The sequence below is a fragment of the Oceanispirochaeta sp. M1 genome, from assembly GCF_003346715.1.
In the GTDB taxonomy this organism is placed as follows: Bacteria; Spirochaetota; Spirochaetia; order DSM-2461; family DSM-2461; genus Oceanispirochaeta.
Genome location: NZ_QQPQ01000016.1, coordinates 78,932 through 94,805, shown reverse-complemented (window position 1 = coordinate 94,805; position 15,874 = coordinate 78,932). Strand labels below are relative to the sequence as shown.

Here is a 15,874-nt window from a genome sequence, read left to right as displayed (position 1 = left end):
AAAATCTATTTCAAAAAGGAAATCCCAATGAGATTTCAATAATTCCTTCCAGCTTCTGAGGGCTGAATCTTTCTTTGTTGCCTATCAGTCTGGATTATTCGATTCAAACTTACTGAATTCAGGTCTATTTCAAGCTTTTTAAGCTAATCGGCTATTTAATGACAGCTCCACAGATGATTCTCCTGTTTCATCTGCAGGATTAGTTATTTGATCTCTTTAGATACTGACTTTCTACCCAGTGTATTATGCCTGTATGTCCATAAATTGTTACAACCTATGTAGTCAGTGTAGGAGCGTAGAAAGTTTTACTATAGTCAGATGATTTCTCAATCTATTTGAGAGCTTACAACGCATGGTCAGGAATAATTGATCCCTTCTTTCAAGGAATTATTAACTTACTTTTTTTGAGCTGTCTCTTATAGATCAAAAAATAATTTTCAGTCATCTTTTTATACGGTCGATAGGACTATGATCCCGTTCTTTTTTGTCTTTTCCCGGGGAAGCAGGTCGACCTTTGAGCTTATTTAATTTCTTATCGTTTATATCCCTTTTAAATCCAGGACGGCAATTGAGAAAACAGAGGGTACTCTCAGTAAAATTCTCCGTATTAGACTGTTTCCAGAATCCTGCGGATTGATTGGCCTTTTGCTCCATAAGCTTTGATTTTGACTTCGGCAGATTTCGGAGTATTCAGGATTGAAGATCCTCCCACACATCCACCCTGACAGGCCATAACTTCAATCAGATTGCCCTGATTGCACACTCCTTTCCCGGCAAATGATTTAAGCAGGGCTATTGCCTTTTTATCCAGACCATCTATACAAAAGGGTGTTATATTTGCATTTTCAGGGGCTGCTGTACCAACAGCATGGCTGACTCCTCCTGTAATGGCAAACTCCCGGGCTTCCGTAGAGCTTGGAACTGAAAATTCATAGTCCTCACATTCACTCAGTTCAATATGCTTTGCTACAAACAGGGCTCCCATCTCTTCGATACTCATTACGTAGTCCACATAGGGATCTTGGAGACCTTCCTTCCGTTTTGCAACACAAGGTCCTACAAAGACAGTAATACAGTCCGGAAAGCGGTCTTTAGCAATCCTGGCCGTATAATGCATGGGTGTCGGGGTGTCTGAAACATACTTTTCCAGTTCAGGGACGAGTTTGGTAATCAACTCTCTATAGGCGGCACAGCAGGAGGTTGTCATAAAAGGTTCACCCTCTTTACTGCGTTCAATAAACTCTTCGGCTTCATGAAGAATCGTCAGATCGGCTCCTTCAGCGGCTTCAACCACATGAGTGAATCCTGCCCGGGTAAGGGCCGTTGCGAGTTTGCCGACAGGTTCTGGAAACTGTCCTCCCAGCGCCGGAGCTATCATTGCTACGACGGGAGTATCACTTTTAATTGCCTGAAGTATATCGATGAGCTGACTTCTCTCATGTATGGCCCCGAAGGGGCATCCCGATACACAGGAACCGCAGCTTATACATCGTTCAAAATCAATCTCCACAACTCCCAGGTCATTCTTGCTGATGGCCTTTACAGGACAGACTTCTTCACAGGGTACACGGAGCCTTGCTATGGCGCTGTAGGAGCAGGCACTGATACATTTTCCGCAGTTTTTGCAGAGATCAGTATCAATTACGGCCTTAGAATTTTCTATTTTAATGGCTTTAAATTTACAGGATGCTACACAGGATTGGGCCACGCAGCCCTGGCACATATCGGTTACATGTATGCGCACCGGTACACAGCCTTTACAGGCTGTATCTATGGCGGTGAGGACTTCACCGGCAAGTTCGTTGCGTTCGAGTGCATCAACGGCATACTGTGAGAGGAGCTTTTCATGATCATCTTCGGCCACGGAAAATCCGAGACCCGCAATGACTCTCTCTCGTATTGCTGCCCGTTCTTTGTGTATGCAGCAACGGTAAAGGGGATCGCTGTGTTTGGGTCTCATCTTGAAGGGGATCTGGTAGGTAGATCTCGGGAAATCATCAGAATCAAAGGCCTGAATTATTTTTACCAGAACCTGCTTATTCAGATTGCTTGTCAGCTTTATATTACTCATTTATTTCACACTTTATTTTATTGATTACTTTTTCAATAGTTGCTCTGTCTATTATCTGCCCGTTTACTTTCACATAGGGTGCCTGGCTGTAATTTTCATTTTTACATAGACCAAGACAGTTTTGCGGGATGATATTAATCTTCTCTTTCAAGTCATTGTCAAGAGAATTTTCCAGCTCCTGGAGATGAGAGCCTCCCAAAACAAAACATGTTGTTCCAAAGCAAATCTCTACATCAATTTTTTTCATTTTTTACCACACTTATACAAATTCAATTTCAACTTTTTTTAGATACTTTTCTTCAAGAATATTGGCTATCCGTCTGACAACCGTCTTTCGTATTTCCAGTTCAATTGGCCATTCCGGATCATAGTAGGCCTGGTTCATTTTGGCTCCCACCATAAAACTGATGCAGTCATTCTCCATAAATATGGAGGCTAGACTGACGGCCGCATCCCTGATCTCTTTGGACGGAGGATTTTCCAGATACTCCAGAACCCGTGTCAGTGTCAGGATTCCCTCGCTTACCAGATCCACACCTTCCATCACAGATATTCCCGGTAGATCACCCGAGGCCATTGTTGTTTCTTTTTTTCTATTCAGTTCCCGGGATACAATATTGGCCGTGGTTCCACCACAGATCACTTTCTGACCGGGAAATTGGATAAAACGTTGGGAGTGTTCATTATCTCTTTCCATATGAAAAGGGGGGCCTGTAAAGACCAGAACTGATCTGGGAGTGCGAACATGGAGAACTGCCGTGGAGGTGTCATCCTTAACAAAATTATCCATACACTTATATGTGGCTGCCAGAGTTATCCGTCTGGCCAGTTCCTTACTGGTGAGTTCCGGATTGTCTAAAAGAAGAGTCTTGGAATACTCAATCAATCCCGAGCGCTGCCAGCCGCCTTTCAATCTCGGACTCCCTAATCCTGCCTGGGTAACACCATCGGAACAGAAAATAAGCCGGTCATCGGGAAGCATATTAATCTTATAGCGATGCATTTTTCGTGTACTGAATTTTTTTGATACAATGATTTCTGGTTCTGCTTCCATATGCACGCCATTTCTCATCCAGACAAATCCGGGATTCCCTTCTTCCACAATAACAACAGAACCGTTCTCGTGGCAGTCTACCACCGTGAATGTCGAGTAGCTTATCTTTCTGACTCGGCAAATTGGCAGGGTGTCCATTATGACTTCCGCAGCTTTTTCAATATCCCGACCCTGCTCAACATATCTCAGCAGCATGGTGGCAGTCATCTGACCGAGAATATTCGCCTTTATACCGCTTCCCAACCCATCTGACAGGACAGCTATAACCCGCCGCTCCTTGGGGAAGCGTTTTGAGAGAAATACATCTCCGCAGGTATTCTGATTTGTTTTCCAAATTTGAGAGCAGGAGATGTCTATAAAGAGGGACTTATTCATACTTGGTGCCAAGACCATTGAGGAAATCCATTTTATCCTGTTTTTCTGGTTTCCTGCTCTCAGGTGATTCAGGATCATAGCCCTCTGCAATTGAGGTCAGCAACACTTCTGTTTCCACCATATGCTCTCCCAGACTGCAGGCAATATCCTGTACAATGGCAATATTTCTGGCTATGACTGAATGAGCCTTTTTCGCAATCTGATCACGGCGCATTTCATACTTTGTAACATCTGCAATAACGGCCCCTACGATGTGATGGGGTTCAACTGTAAAGATACTTATTTCATACAGACCATTGTTCATGGGGTAGTGTTCTTTATGGATATCCTTATTGGTTTCCAGAACCGATTCAAAGAGTTCCGTGCAGGGAATAACCCGGTCGAGTCTGGCTTCTTTCAGGCAGTCGGGTTCACTGTCAAAGCTTTCATAGAGATCTTTCGCAAACATCTGGACAAATGATTTATTTGTCTCCAATATCTTTAAATGTCTATCTACCATAAGGATTCCCGATGGCATGCAGTTAAAGACAGCACCAGCTTTTCTGGTAGCAACTTTTCGCATATAGGAACTGCACATATGAGGTTCCGCAGTGTTATTGACCAGGGCAATAGCCAGATCCCTGCAGGTATTGTAACCACAGCCTCCACAGTTTAATTCATCCTCAATCGAGCTCTTTCCTATACGCTGCATGGCCTTTCGAATCTGAATGGGAGTAGGGGCTGATTCCTTTATAGATGCTGGTGTAAAGCGATATGGAACTACTGTCTGAGGGATGGCAGGGATCACATCTCTATATTGAACACTCTTAAGTGCATCTGAAATAACATTCAGTCCCGGTTTTATTCCAGTCTGCAGGGGGCCGTTCAGACATCCTCCCTTGCAGGCCATTGCTTCAATAAAAACAGGTTCTGTAATCGAATCCGGAGATAGGCCTTCCAGTAGACTATTTATCATCTGTATTGTACTTACATTGATTAGCCTGACACCCTTTGTTTTTCCGCTGCGGATAAGAGTTTCATTCATTCCCCCTTCCATGGGGTAGAGAGCTCCTTCATGAGCCTGACAGGGACTGAAAGTGAATTTATCTTCTGGTTCTGAGTCCAGATTTATTCCTCTGTTTCTCAACATTTTCAGAAGTTCATCAAAACTGATGGCGGCATCCATGAGATCTGGAAATTGGTCTGCTTCATTCTTCTTTGCTGCACATGGACCGATAAATACCATCCGGATTTCCTCTCCGAAATGTTCTTTAAGCATACGTCCATGGGTCAGGGCGGGAGATGCCAGGGGAATTATATATTCGGAAAACTGAGGAAGATACATCCGGATATAATCAACAATTGCAGGACAGGCACTGGATATCCAGAGATTCTTTTCTCTATTCTGCAAGATTTCTGCTGTCTTTATGGATACTTCCTGGGCTCCCAGGGCTGTTTCTGATACCCCTGTAAACCCCAGCATTTTCAGGGCCTTAACAAGCTGTTCCATATTGCAGTTCAGAGATCCTATCCAACTGGGAGCTATGGATGCATATACCTTTTCATCAGAATCAAGCATCTCCTGAACAATAGAGATGTCGTTTCGGACTCTTTTGGCTTTTTGAGGACATAGAGAGATACACTGTCCACATGCAATGCATTTTTCAGAAATAACAGATGCATGGCCATTGGATATCCGAATGGCCTTGACAGGACAGCCTCTGACGCATTTATAACAGTCCAGGCATTCATTTTCTATTGTAAAGACAGGGTACTGATCATTCATAATCCCTCTGACGAATATAAGAAGCAAAGATTAACGATAAATTGTTATCGATAAAAATGTAGTGATATAGAGCTGGTCTGTCAATATAACTGAAGATAAAAAAATAAGAAATTCGAATGACCATAGATCCATGAATGGGGTTCTCATACTATCGCGATATTGTTAAATACCACACTGTGAGAAAATTATCACTGCAATGGGGATGAGGGGATCTATAGTGATCCCAAAATTCTGTACACATCATAAATCAATACTGATGTAGTTTACTACAGCATAAATATTACAGATGAGAAAGAGATGGAGTGATGCAGAAAAAGCACGGCCTCAGGGAGACCGCTTTTTGTTAACTGATAATAATTAGCGAATAACTGCCGTTAAAACACCTTTCATTGTCAGCATATCGCCTTCAAGAGCCACCTGAAGATCTCCGTCCCAAAAGTACATGGAGTCAGGGCTGGCACCGGTAGGTGATACATCAGATGCCCAGACTTTATCAAAATCTACACCCATTGCAGTACCGTCAGATGTGAATTCCGCTTCAAGTTCCTTGGGAGTCCCTATTTTACGGTTTTCCATATTACCGTCAGGCAACGAAAGAATCCCATTCTTATCGGTGGTGAATCTAAAAGCCGTTCCACGGTGAATGTATTGAATTGTAATACTGCCGTCGGCATTTGTTGCAGCATTCAAGTTATCGACAGCCACCTGGGAAGCTCCGTTTACACCATAGAGGAACAGCCCTCTTAGTCCGGAACTCATGGTGGTTTTAGCTTCTACGTCATAGAGGTACATCATGAATAGATGAGTTGATCCCTTTTCTGAGGCTCCGGATATGGCATCGAATTTATCTTCGGCAGCCATATATCTTACATTTCCCTTCCAGTTAAAAAAGTTGTCAATGTCTGATCCGGCAAGGTTTACCTGTAGGTCTATCGTCAAATCTTCACTGCCATCTGATTCTGCAGGAGCAGATGGCAGTGCAGCTGCCGGCGTGCTTGTTTCTGCAAGCTCTGTTGTTCGGGGTGAGCAAGCTGTTAGTCCGATCAGGATTAAAACCGCAACAATCAACAATGTGGAAATCTTATTTCTCATTTGTCTCTCCCTAATATAAAAATAACTAATTAATGGTATGTCAGTATAGTATATAGGTCAATAGAAATTAACAGCTGTTTAAGTAATTCAAATTAAGTCTCTAAGGTTATTATATGTCTTCCTTTATTCCTGATGATTACTGCGTAAAGAGGGTTAAAGCTCAGTATACTTCTTATTGCTGTTCCGGCTCTTTTCTACTGGATATTTTTGAGAGTTTATATCAATTTTTTCTGTTATGGCTTTGAGAAGATCAATATTGAAGTGATTACAGATATATATCAGGAAAATGCTAATATCCGCGATCTCATTTTCGATCTTTGAAACATCAACATTTTCTATTTCGGAGTCACTTTTCCATAAAAAGAGTTCTTGTAATTCACCGACCTCAATATTTAAGCCCAGTAGCAGGTCTTTCAGACTGTGAAATTGAGCCCAGTTTCTCTCATTTCTGAATTCAACGATTTTATTTACTATCTCATCTATATCATTACTCATTTGTTAATTCCTTGTTGTATTTCATCTTTATGTGTCAAAACCCATAATTCAACTTTTTCATTACTCCTGGAATCTGTCCGTTTTGTCTTTTTTGATGATGCTTTTACACTTCTTTGCAGATGTAGTTCTTTCGAGAAACGGTCATTGTTTTCAAGTTCTTCAATTATTGGATGCAGATCGTCTGCTCCTACAACCTGAGCCAAGTTGGAAAACAGCAGTACCAGTTTTCCCTCTGGTGCAAGGTGTTTTTTCGCCTGTTCAAAAAATCTTGGAAACAGTTCCTTTTCGTAATATATGGCTTTGTCTATTCCTTCTTCCAACTTATGTTTGGCAATAAGCCAGGGAGGATTAAAGACAATCATATCTGCCAGGAAGTCACAATCTGTAAACAAATCCCCAAAGCTAAGGATCATTTTATTATCAAATCCCAACCGGATACTTTCCTGAGAAACTCCGATAATTGCATTTTTATTTGTGTCTGATGCAAACACACTCTGAAATCCGTTTTTAATTAATTGAAATGATAAAACACCACTTCCCACACCAATATCAACGGCCTTCTGCCTGGCTCCTTTATATGTTTTTAACCATTTATCAAAAAGAACTAAATGATCAAATCGTGTAGGGAAATATGTTCCATAAAAGGGGTGAAGAGATAGCCTTAAGATATTAATATCAATTCCCTTCTGATACCACTGCCATGAGCTGTTCAGTCCCTGAACTTCAGGAAAGGATATATAAAATTCTGATGTCTCAGGATATAACAATTGTAACCAGCCAATCTCGGGACATTTCTTAACTACCAGTTTATTGTCTTTTACTTTCAGTAATAACCTATGCGAGGCTTCCCGAAAGGCAGAGCGGTAATCACGTTGTCCCTGAAAACTCTTTTCCTTATATCTGGTTTGTAAAATCCGTTTCAGTTCTGATAGAACCTGTAAACCATTACTATAGAACTCTTCAACAAGAACGTACTTACCCGCAATCATCTCAACGACAGTTGCCTGAGTATCCATTTTTCGGTAGAAGCTGATGGCTTCAATCTCTGTCGTTATTATTTTAGGTCTATCTGGTTTGATAGATTGCAGGTTTTCAATCATTTATTTATCCCTTGATCTCAATTAGTTCTTTTTCTCAATCTCCGAATCATAAAGCTGTGATTTTCAGGCACAGATGGAGAAATCAAGTTTACCATATAACAGAAAATGAGTTAAACGAAGTATCAAGATAGAGGTTTACAAGACATTTCATATCTCATTATGATAAGAAATAAAGCAGCACTGCTTTGCAATGACCAGAAGTCATTATCTTTTCTGTAGATAATAGATGACTATTAGTATATTACTTGTGATTTAATATGCAAATGGGTATTTTATACCTATAATTTATAATATCAAGTTGATATAAGCAGGATCTCTATTTGCTGTTGGATCATATGAAAAGAATTAAAGATGAAAGAAAAGGTATTACTCGGAAAGGTATTCTCATCTCGTTCGTTTTTATCTTTTTGACAGTTATTCTCACTCTCAGTTATTCAAATCTTACAAGAGAACAACGCCTGGATCACTTGAAGCAAACCGTCCAGATTGCCGATCAAGTTATAAATCCAATTATTGTCAGCTATCAGGAAGGAGATCTCTCCAGAAATGATGCCATAAACGCGATTCGTGATATGGTCAGAAATATGATTTATCAGGATTCATATGGTGACAATTATATTTTCATGAGTAACTATGAAGGTATCATGTTAGTTCAACCTTTCCAGCCGGAAATGGAAATGTCAGATATGTGGGGACTTCAGGATTCCAGGGGAAAATATATCATCAGGGCATTGGTTGATGCTGCAAAATCAAGTCAGGGCAGTGGTTATGTCTCATATTATTATATGAGGCCAAACAGCATCCGCCCGGAAATGAAAATTTCTTATGTGATTGGTATTTCTGAGCTTGACTGTTATATCGGGACAGGACAATACATGACTGATATTCGTAGAAGTCTGTGGCTATATATATCAATTACATTTTTTTTATCCATGACTCTCTTAAGTCTTATGTACTTCTTAATTCATTATATTTTGGGTGTTTATGATAAACAAAATGAAATGGTTCTGGAAGAAAATAGAGAGCTTAAGAAAATGGAAAGCGCCTTGAGAATCAGTGAGAAAAAATACAGAGAACTTTTTGAACAATCTCCAATCGGTTTAGCATTGTGCAGAATGAATGGAGAACTTGTTTCTGTTAACTCTTCCTATACATCAATTCTTGGTTATTCGAATGATGAAGTCTTAAAACTTTCATATTGGGATATCACACCTGATAAGTATTTTGATCAGGAAAAAAAGGTTGTTCAGGATTTGCAGGATAACGGCAGATATGGACCTTTTGAAAAAGAATACATCCATAAAGACGGGCACCTTGTCCCTGTGCGGCTGAATGGCCTCCTTGTGGAAAGAGACGGGCAATCCTATATATGGTCAAGCGTTGAAGATATAAGCGTATATAAAAAAGTTGAAGATGAGAAACATAATCTGGAAGATCAATTACAGCAGGTTTATAAAATGGAAGCGGTGGGTACACTGGCAGGTGGAATTGCTCACGATTTCAATAATCTGCTATTCCCTATTCTGGGGTACACTGAACAATTAATGAGCGACTTTGAGAAAGACAGTTCTACATACAATAATCTTGAGGTGATATTTAATAGCGCTTCCAGAGCAAAAGATCTTGTCCAGCAAATACTTACATTTTCAAGACAGGAAAAAAGTACTGATAACATTTTCAGAATGCAGCCTGAGGTGGAAAACGCATTGAGGCTGTTAAGAGCCACCATTCCCACAACCATAGAGATACAGCAGAATCTAGATCCCGATTGCAGAACGATCAAGGGAGATCCCACTCAGCTCCATCAAATAGTGATGAATCTCGCTACAAATAGCTATCATGCAATGGAAGCAACAGGTGGTGTTTTAAAGGTCAGTCTACATGAACTGAGCCCCGGGGGGACAGATTTTGAACATCAGAATATTCTTGCAGAGTCTTATGCCCTTCTCACCGTAGAAGATCATGGCGTTGGAATAGACGAGAAAATAATTGATAAAATATTTGATCCTTTTTTTACTACAAAAGTCAAAGAAAGAGGAACGGGTATGGGATTATCTGTTGTGCACGGAATTATAAATAGTATGGATGGTTTTGTTAAGGTCAAAAGTGAATTGGGGGCTGGTAGCAAATTTAAGATTTATTTTCCAATTAGAGAAGATTTGGCAATAATTAAATCTCACTTGCCGGAGGAGAAAGAGTACAGGGGAGGACATGAGTCAATCCTGCTTGTTGATGATGTACCGGAGATTCTTGAAATGGAAGAAATTATGCTTTCCAGGCTAGGGTATAAGATAACGGTATCCTTGAATGGTCAGGAGGCTTTAGATATATTCAAGAACAACCCCGATTCTTTTGACATAATCATCACGGATCAAACCATGCCTGTTCTTTCCGGGGATAAACTCATTTCCGAAGTCAAACTGATTCGTCCTGAAATTCCTGTTATTCTTTGTTCCGGAAATAATCAGGTTATATCGGACTCTATGATGAAGGATCTAGCTGTTTCCAGTTATCTGGATAAGCCCATTCTGATTAAGGATATTGCGGATGCAATTCGCAAGGCTCTGGATCAATAACATTCAGATTCTTGTCTGTTCTTTCTAATCCGAAGAAAATAGGTCAAGGATACTAGAAAATTTATTATTGATGTTTACAGAAGAATGGAGATTATTGTAGTAATTCTATTTACTACAAGATAATTGCGCAAAAATATATAAAAAATTATTATTAGGAATTCACCATGAAAGTCGGAATCATAAGATGTCAGCAAACAGAAGATTTATGCCCGGGAACTACAGATTTTAAGGTTGCATCAGAGGGGAAACAGGCTTTTGCAGAGACAGGGCCCGTTGAGCTCATTGGATTTGTTTCCTGTGGAGGCTGCCCGGGGAAAAGAGCAGTGGAAAGAGCCAAAATAATGGTAGATAGAGGAGTGGAAGCGATTGCCTTTGCATCCTGTATTTCAAAGGGAAATCCAATCGGTTTCTCCTGTCCTCACTTCACTCAAATGAGAGATAGTATAGTGAAGAAAATTGGTTCGGAAATCAAAATTATTGAATATACTCATTAAAAAATATTAAGTACTAATTTTAGTACTCCTGTCTCATTGTCTTGCTTTAAATTGATCTTTTAAGAAATTTATATCTGCATATATTTTGATGATAATCAGTATAAAATAATACTTCGTCTTAGGATTGCTTAAAATATTGATCGAATATACCCCTTTTCCCGGACAGAGAAGGGGAGGTCAATATCCTATTTATATAAAATCTGTTACATTGGTTTATATGAATATACTAATAACAGATCTTTCCAGAATAACAAAAGAAGATGAGCTCACCAAACTTTTTATACCCTACGGAACAGTTTCATCCACAACGATTGTAATGGATAAAATAACAGGAAAATCAAAGGGTTTTGGTTTTGTAGAGATGCCTATTGAAAAAGAAGCTCTTCTTGCCATTTCAAAATTGAATAAGACCAAAGTTCATGATAAAACAATGAGTGTAAAGAAAGCAAAGGACAAAGAATAACTGGACTTACAAATATACGCCCTTTGGGAGTAAATTGTTTCCAGAAAAATGTGAATTCTGATCCTTGAGATGAAAACTGAAAATCATCTCAAGGATCAAAGTTGTAATTCAGATGAATTGAAAAAAAACTGAAATTGAATTACATCCTGCAACTGTAAATGAAATTATCCAGATATCGGTATAAATGGACAGTTTTAACCGGCAGGAAGCCGGAAAAATTTTCTGATAACTTACTGAAACTCATTATTTAATTGATCTGTAATAATTCATCTGCCGGCAGTGGTCGTAGAGGTTTATCTGTAAGATTCTGGTACCAGAAAGCGACAGAGGATAGGTCATCCTGAAGGGGTAGATATTCTCTTTTTGACTGATCTTTATGCCAGTTCGTCCATCCCAGAGCTTGAATTGATATCTTCAGTGAGGATTTGAATAATATTGGATCACTAATATGCCAGCGATACATACTGAATCTCATTTGGGATGAGTAGACTCCATCAGGATATTCAATCACAGGCATACCACTATATGCAGTTGAAAACTCCTGGTATTCATGACGGTCAAATTTCTCAAAATTATAGGAACCACAGAAATAATCTTCTGTTCCGGTTCCGCAGATTGTAGGGTATTCCTTATCATCATCAATATATGCTTTCATCTCTCCTTCTCCCCACCAACCACTGTTGTTGACTCCCCAGGTCATATAGGTTCCGACATAACGCCCAACACCTTCTATCTTATCCGCTATCCAGTAAACTTCTTTGGATGGGAGTGGATTTATCCTGTTGAAATTGGCATGAAAGTAGAGTGAGTCTTCAGGAACCGGCTCTTCTGTATAGTCTATTTGGTAATAGGTAATGAGATCTTCATCACTCCTGTTTTCAATCTCAATTCTGCAGCTTTTTTTAAAAGGCATTAACCAATAGCAGTTAAAGGCTCTTTTAGGATTAACGCAGACAGGTAGAGAATCAATTTGCCCGATTGTCCTTAATCCAGAGGCAAAAAAATCACCCAGAGGACATTCAACTGATGGTGTTTCATTGTCATCCCAATAGAAACGGATAATGTAGGATCTTAGTTCTTCTTCGAGGGTTGTAATCCATATATGACGAATAATACCACTGCTTTGAATATCAGCCAATGTGAATGTCTCCCCTGAAGGTATAACTATGGAGGGGGATATTTTCCAACCTTTTCCAAGCTTTCCGGCAGGATTTAGTCCTGTTCCAACTTCAGCCATTCCTCCCATTCCCGGAGCACCAGTAAAATTTTCCGGGGTAATTGATCTGCTCTCCCCAATAGGTTTTGTATAAAGTGTATTCATATTATTTCCTTAATTATTGTTTTACAGAACCTGCTGTAATACCTGATTGAAATTGTTTTTGCAAAAGTAAGTACAGAATGACAATGGGAGCGGAGGCTAAAATAACGCAGGCAAATACTAGACTCCAATCTGTAGTATAGGTACCAATGGCTCCATAAATTCCAGTTGTGATTGTCCTACCTCTTGCAGCACCTAAAATATACATAGGGGGTAGGAAATCATTCCAGATCCACATTCCCAGAAAGATAACCACTGAGGCGGTACAGCTTCGTAGTAATGGAAAAATAATCTGAAAGTAGATTCGAAAGGGAGAGGCTCCATCTATTTCAGCAGATTCTTCAAGGCTGACCGGGATAGTCCTCATAAATTCTGTATAAAGGAATACTGCCATTGAAACATAAGTACCGCAGTAGAATAATATTAGCCCTGGTAAAGTACCTATAAGTTTTAAAAACTGTAAAGTCTTGATACTGGGAATCAGAATATTTTGAACGGGAATCATCATCCCGGTTAATACAATGATATATAGAATCTTATACTGTTTCTTCGGGCTTCTGGCAAAGACATAGGACATCGTTGAGGCTAGAAGCATGATGGCAAATAAAGATAATACGGTTATGATGATGCTGTTTCCATAAAGAGTAAAAATTTCGACTTCCTTAAAGGCTCTTTGAAAGTTATCAAGTATTGGCGGAAATGGTAGAGATAATGGTTTTTTTATGATTGATTCATAATTCTTAAACGCATTGGATACAGCGATATATAGAGGGAGTATGTAGAGGATCAGAAGAAATGCAATAACCGATTTGAACAGTGTCTTTTTTATTGAAAATTTCATTAGTAACTGATCTCCTTTCTGTTCATTATTTTCATTTGAAAAAGAGATATAAGGAGTGTTAAAATTAAGAGAACAATAATAACTGCAGATGAATATCCAAACATATTATATTCAAAGGCTCTTTCAATGGCATAAATTGTAACCGTTTGAATATATCCGGGGATCATGACCTTCACAAAATCATATTGTTTCAGTCCCCAGATGATGGCTGTTATTGAATTAATAATAATTGCCGGTCTCAGCATGGGGATTGTCATTGAAAAAAACTGTCTTAAGGGGCTTGCCCCATCAATTTCGGCCGCCTCATAAATATCCAGGGGTATGGTTTTCATATTGGCAATATAAATTGTTGTATAAAATCCCAGTGCTGCCCATGAAATGACTCCCGATACCATAAATACCATACTCTCTTTTGATTGATAAAAATCTATAGAGGGGAGGTGGATAATTTTCAGAATTATATTGATAATCCCTCCGTTTGTCTGAGTCATGTAGGACCAGATAAAGGAGGCCACCACAGCACTTAGTATGGCGGGGATAAAAACAATGGTTCTTCCCATTTTCAGAACCCCCCCGGGTTTATTCAATACTCCAGCGGTCAGTAATCCAACCGTGTTAACTCCCAGGGCCGTTATGACTGTTATTTTTAAAGTTACCCAAAGAGAATCCAGGAACATGGGATCCTTCGAAATCAGGATGTAGTTTTTCACACCGGTTATTTTTACATGAGGTGATAATCCGTTCCAGTTTGTAAAGCTATAATAAAATGATAGTAAAAGAGGTATGACCAGAAATATCATATATACCAGTAATCCCGGTGTTACAAATGCAATGTCATACCAGTTTGACTTCTTATTCATGAAATAATCCTATATATATTAAATCTCCGGCCCTCTGGCCGGAGATAAAGTTTTATTTTTGAGCGTTTGCTAATTCCCATTCCTGGTCATATAGTTTGAGTTCTTCTTTGACATCGGCACCCATGGCAATGCGGGAAGTCATCTTATTGAAGAAAGACTGCAGTCCGGGTAGCAGGGCCGCATCTCCTGTCATGTCATACCAGTGTTCAACTTTATTAAGAGCCGAATATTTTTCTCCTACTTCCAGCCTTAGGTCAGACATGGGATATTCAACAGCCTCTTTGGTTGTGGGAAAGAGCATTTCAGTTTCAAGAAACTGGCTGTACCATTCCTTATCTGTCATGAAAAACTCTATGAAATCCAGGCATATTTCAGGATGTTCAGTTTCTGCACTGATAGATAGGCCTTCATTGGCCCATACGGAGATAGAATCTGCATTACTATCAGAAGGAATCGGGAAGAACCCGACTTCGAAATCAGGATTTAATTTTGCTTCTTCTCCCTGAACCCATGAACCCATTGGGAGCATCAGAGCCTTTCCTGTAAAAAAATACTCGAGCATCTGAGAGTAGGAGATACTGGACATATCAGTATTGGCATATTGAGTTGTCAGTGTTTTATACTTTTCCATCGCAGTGACTACATTTGCATCTGAGAAAGAAACTTCATTATTATTTCTCTTCAATCCCCAGTCTGAATCTTCTGTCAGTACATCAGCTGATAGGATCATGGATGCCAGTACCAATTGAGGCCATCCATCTTTCAGGCCCATGGTTATAGGGATATACTCAGTGCTGCTGATAGTCTCACATATATCAATCAGTTCCTGATAACTTTGGGGTTCTGATAGTCCTAATTCATTAAATACAGTTCTGTTGTACCAGATACCTCCTACCTGAGTCTTATAGACAGCTACATAGTTCTCACCTTTAATCTTTCCAGACCCTGGATTTTCCAGATAGTCCAATTCCCATATGGGGAGAGGTAACAATGCTTCGGCACTGACAAAATCACCAGGACTGGCCATTACCGTAATATCGGGGAATTGGCCCGTTGACAGTAATGTCTTTACAAAATCTCTGTGCTGAACATTGGAAGAGGGTTGTCCCAATAACTCAATTTCAACATCAGGGTTTTCGGCCATATATCGGTCTGCAGCAATGGACCAGAATTCCATGGGCAGTATGGGGGTCAGGTTTACTGAGAAAGTAATTTTTGCTTTTTCATCAACTGTATCTGTCTCAGTCTGACCTGAGGCAAATACACCCGTAGCAAGGATAAGAAATAAGCAGAGAAATGATAGAATCTTCTTTTTCACAATGATCTCCTATTTAGAATTGTTGATATCAGTATCTTCCCGCTTCCTGAAC

Annotated in this window: 14 protein-coding genes; 3 read left to right on the top strand and 11 right to left on the bottom strand. The window is 39.7% G+C overall.

Translation table 11 applies throughout. From position 1 onward, the window contains the following. Positions 1 to 607: 607 nt before the first annotated feature. The 7 genes from DV872_RS13120 to DV872_RS13090 form a co-directional block, all read right to left on the bottom strand. Positions 608 to 2,071 carry a monomeric [FeFe] hydrogenase gene (locus DV872_RS13120; RefSeq protein ID WP_114630399.1) on the bottom strand — a complete coding sequence of 488 codons (1,464 nt, stop codon included), beginning with the start codon at positions 2,069 to 2,071 and terminating at the stop codon, positions 608 to 610. Next, entirely contained in the window at positions 2,064 to 2,318 is a 255-nt protein-coding gene (locus tag DV872_RS13115) for an NAD(P)H-dependent oxidoreductase subunit E (protein WP_114630398.1), read from the bottom strand. The genes DV872_RS13120 and DV872_RS13115 overlap by 8 nt, the downstream gene beginning before the upstream one ends. A 12-nt stretch (positions 2,319 to 2,330) precedes the next feature. After that, the gene (locus DV872_RS13110) at positions 2,331 to 3,518 is read right to left on the bottom strand and encodes a SpoIIE family protein phosphatase (protein ID WP_158546964.1); all 1,188 of its coding nucleotides are present in this window, start codon (positions 3,516 to 3,518) and stop codon (positions 2,331 to 2,333) included. Further along, complete coding sequence (locus tag DV872_RS13105) at positions 3,493 to 5,265, bottom strand: [Fe-Fe] hydrogenase large subunit C-terminal domain-containing protein (RefSeq protein WP_114630396.1); 1,773 nt, start codon at positions 5,263 to 5,265, stop codon at positions 3,493 to 3,495. The genes DV872_RS13110 and DV872_RS13105 overlap by 26 nt, the downstream gene beginning before the upstream one ends. A 357-nt stretch (positions 5,266 to 5,622) precedes the next feature. Beyond that, on the bottom strand, positions 5,623 to 6,357 hold the full coding sequence (locus DV872_RS13100) for a hypothetical protein (RefSeq protein WP_114630395.1): 735 nt from the start codon (positions 6,355 to 6,357) through the stop codon (positions 5,623 to 5,625). Between the two features lie 153 nt (positions 6,358 to 6,510). Next, positions 6,511 to 6,852, bottom strand: a complete 342-nt coding sequence (locus DV872_RS13095; RefSeq protein WP_114630394.1) for a nucleotide pyrophosphohydrolase — start codon at positions 6,850 to 6,852, stop codon at positions 6,511 to 6,513. After that, a complete protein-coding gene (locus tag DV872_RS13090) occupies positions 6,849 to 7,952 on the bottom strand; it encodes a methyltransferase (protein WP_114630393.1) in 1,104 nt (367 codons plus the stop codon). The genes DV872_RS13095 and DV872_RS13090 overlap by 4 nt, the downstream gene beginning before the upstream one ends. A gap of 335 nt (positions 7,953 to 8,287) precedes the next feature. Here DV872_RS13090 and DV872_RS13085 point away from each other — a divergent pair, with 335 nt between their 5' ends. The 3 genes from DV872_RS13085 (at position 8,288) to DV872_RS13075 (ending at position 11,485) form a co-directional block, all read left to right on the top strand. Continuing rightward, complete coding sequence (locus DV872_RS13085) at positions 8,288 to 10,528, top strand: cache domain-containing protein (RefSeq protein ID WP_147283168.1); 2,241 nt, start codon at positions 8,288 to 8,290, stop codon at positions 10,526 to 10,528. Positions 10,529 to 10,692: 164 nt separating this feature from the next. After that, on the top strand, positions 10,693 to 11,022 hold the full coding sequence (locus DV872_RS13080) for a CGGC domain-containing protein (RefSeq protein WP_114630391.1): 330 nt from the start codon (positions 10,693 to 10,695) through the stop codon (positions 11,020 to 11,022). Positions 11,023 to 11,239: 217 nt separating this feature from the next. Then, positions 11,240 to 11,485 carry an RNA-binding protein gene (locus tag DV872_RS13075; protein ID WP_114630433.1) on the top strand — a complete coding sequence of 82 codons (246 nt, stop codon included), beginning with the start codon at positions 11,240 to 11,242 and terminating at the stop codon, positions 11,483 to 11,485. 247 nt (positions 11,486 to 11,732) lie between these two features. Here DV872_RS13075 and DV872_RS13070 read toward each other — a convergent pair whose 3' ends face one another. From DV872_RS13070 to DV872_RS13055, 4 genes are read right to left on the bottom strand one after another with little or no spacing between them, the layout of a single operon-like run. Further along, a complete protein-coding gene (locus DV872_RS13070) occupies positions 11,733 to 12,806 on the bottom strand; it encodes a glycoside hydrolase family 172 protein (RefSeq protein WP_199563472.1) in 1,074 nt (357 codons plus the stop codon). A 13-nt stretch (positions 12,807 to 12,819) separates the two neighbouring features. Beyond that, positions 12,820 to 13,644 (bottom strand): carbohydrate ABC transporter permease, encoded by an 825-nt coding sequence (locus DV872_RS13065; RefSeq protein ID WP_114630390.1) that lies wholly within the window; start codon positions 13,642 to 13,644, stop codon positions 12,820 to 12,822. Continuing rightward, the gene (locus tag DV872_RS13060; RefSeq protein WP_114630389.1) at positions 13,644 to 14,504 is read right to left on the bottom strand and encodes a carbohydrate ABC transporter permease; all 861 of its coding nucleotides are present in this window, start codon (positions 14,502 to 14,504) and stop codon (positions 13,644 to 13,646) included. Before DV872_RS13060 ends, DV872_RS13065 begins: the two co-directional genes overlap by 1 nt. Positions 14,505 to 14,556: 52 nt before the next feature. Then, positions 14,557 to 15,822 (bottom strand): ABC transporter substrate-binding protein, encoded by a 1,266-nt coding sequence (locus DV872_RS13055; RefSeq protein WP_114630388.1) that lies wholly within the window; start codon positions 15,820 to 15,822, stop codon positions 14,557 to 14,559. Positions 15,823 to 15,874: the final 52 nt, after the last annotated feature.

Coding starts and splice junctions, on each gene's coding strand:
- DV872_RS13075 (WP_114630433.1), top strand. CDS start 11,240: ATGAATATACTAATAACAGATCTTTCCAGAATAACAAAAGAAGATGAG.
- DV872_RS13115 (WP_114630398.1), bottom strand. CDS start 2,318: ATGAAAAAAATTGATGTAGAGATTTGCTTTGGAACAACATGTTTTGTT.
- DV872_RS13100 (WP_114630395.1), bottom strand. CDS start 6,357: ATGAGAAATAAGATTTCCACATTGTTGATTGTTGCGGTTTTAATCCTG.
- DV872_RS13060 (WP_114630389.1), bottom strand. CDS start 14,504: ATGAATAAGAAGTCAAACTGGTATGACATTGCATTTGTAACACCGGGA.
- DV872_RS13080 (WP_114630391.1), top strand. CDS start 10,693: ATGAAAGTCGGAATCATAAGATGTCAGCAAACAGAAGATTTATGCCCG.
- DV872_RS13095 (WP_114630394.1), bottom strand. CDS start 6,852: ATGAGTAATGATATAGATGAGATAGTAAATAAAATCGTTGAATTCAGA.
- DV872_RS13110 (WP_158546964.1), bottom strand. CDS start 3,518: ATGGTCTTGGCACCAAGTATGAATAAGTCCCTCTTTATAGACATCTCC.
- DV872_RS13065 (WP_114630390.1), bottom strand. CDS start 13,644: ATGAAATTTTCAATAAAAAAGACACTGTTCAAATCGGTTATTGCATTT.
- DV872_RS13085 (WP_147283168.1), top strand. CDS start 8,288: ATGAAAAGAATTAAAGATGAAAGAAAAGGTATTACTCGGAAAGGTATT.
- DV872_RS13120 (WP_114630399.1), bottom strand. CDS start 2,071: ATGAGTAATATAAAGCTGACAAGCAATCTGAATAAGCAGGTTCTGGTA.
- DV872_RS13105 (WP_114630396.1), bottom strand. CDS start 5,265: ATGAATGATCAGTACCCTGTCTTTACAATAGAAAATGAATGCCTGGAC.
- DV872_RS13090 (WP_114630393.1), bottom strand. CDS start 7,952: ATGATTGAAAACCTGCAATCTATCAAACCAGATAGACCTAAAATAATA.
- DV872_RS13070 (WP_199563472.1), bottom strand. CDS start 12,806: ATGAATACACTTTATACAAAACCTATTGGGGAGAGCAGATCAATTACC.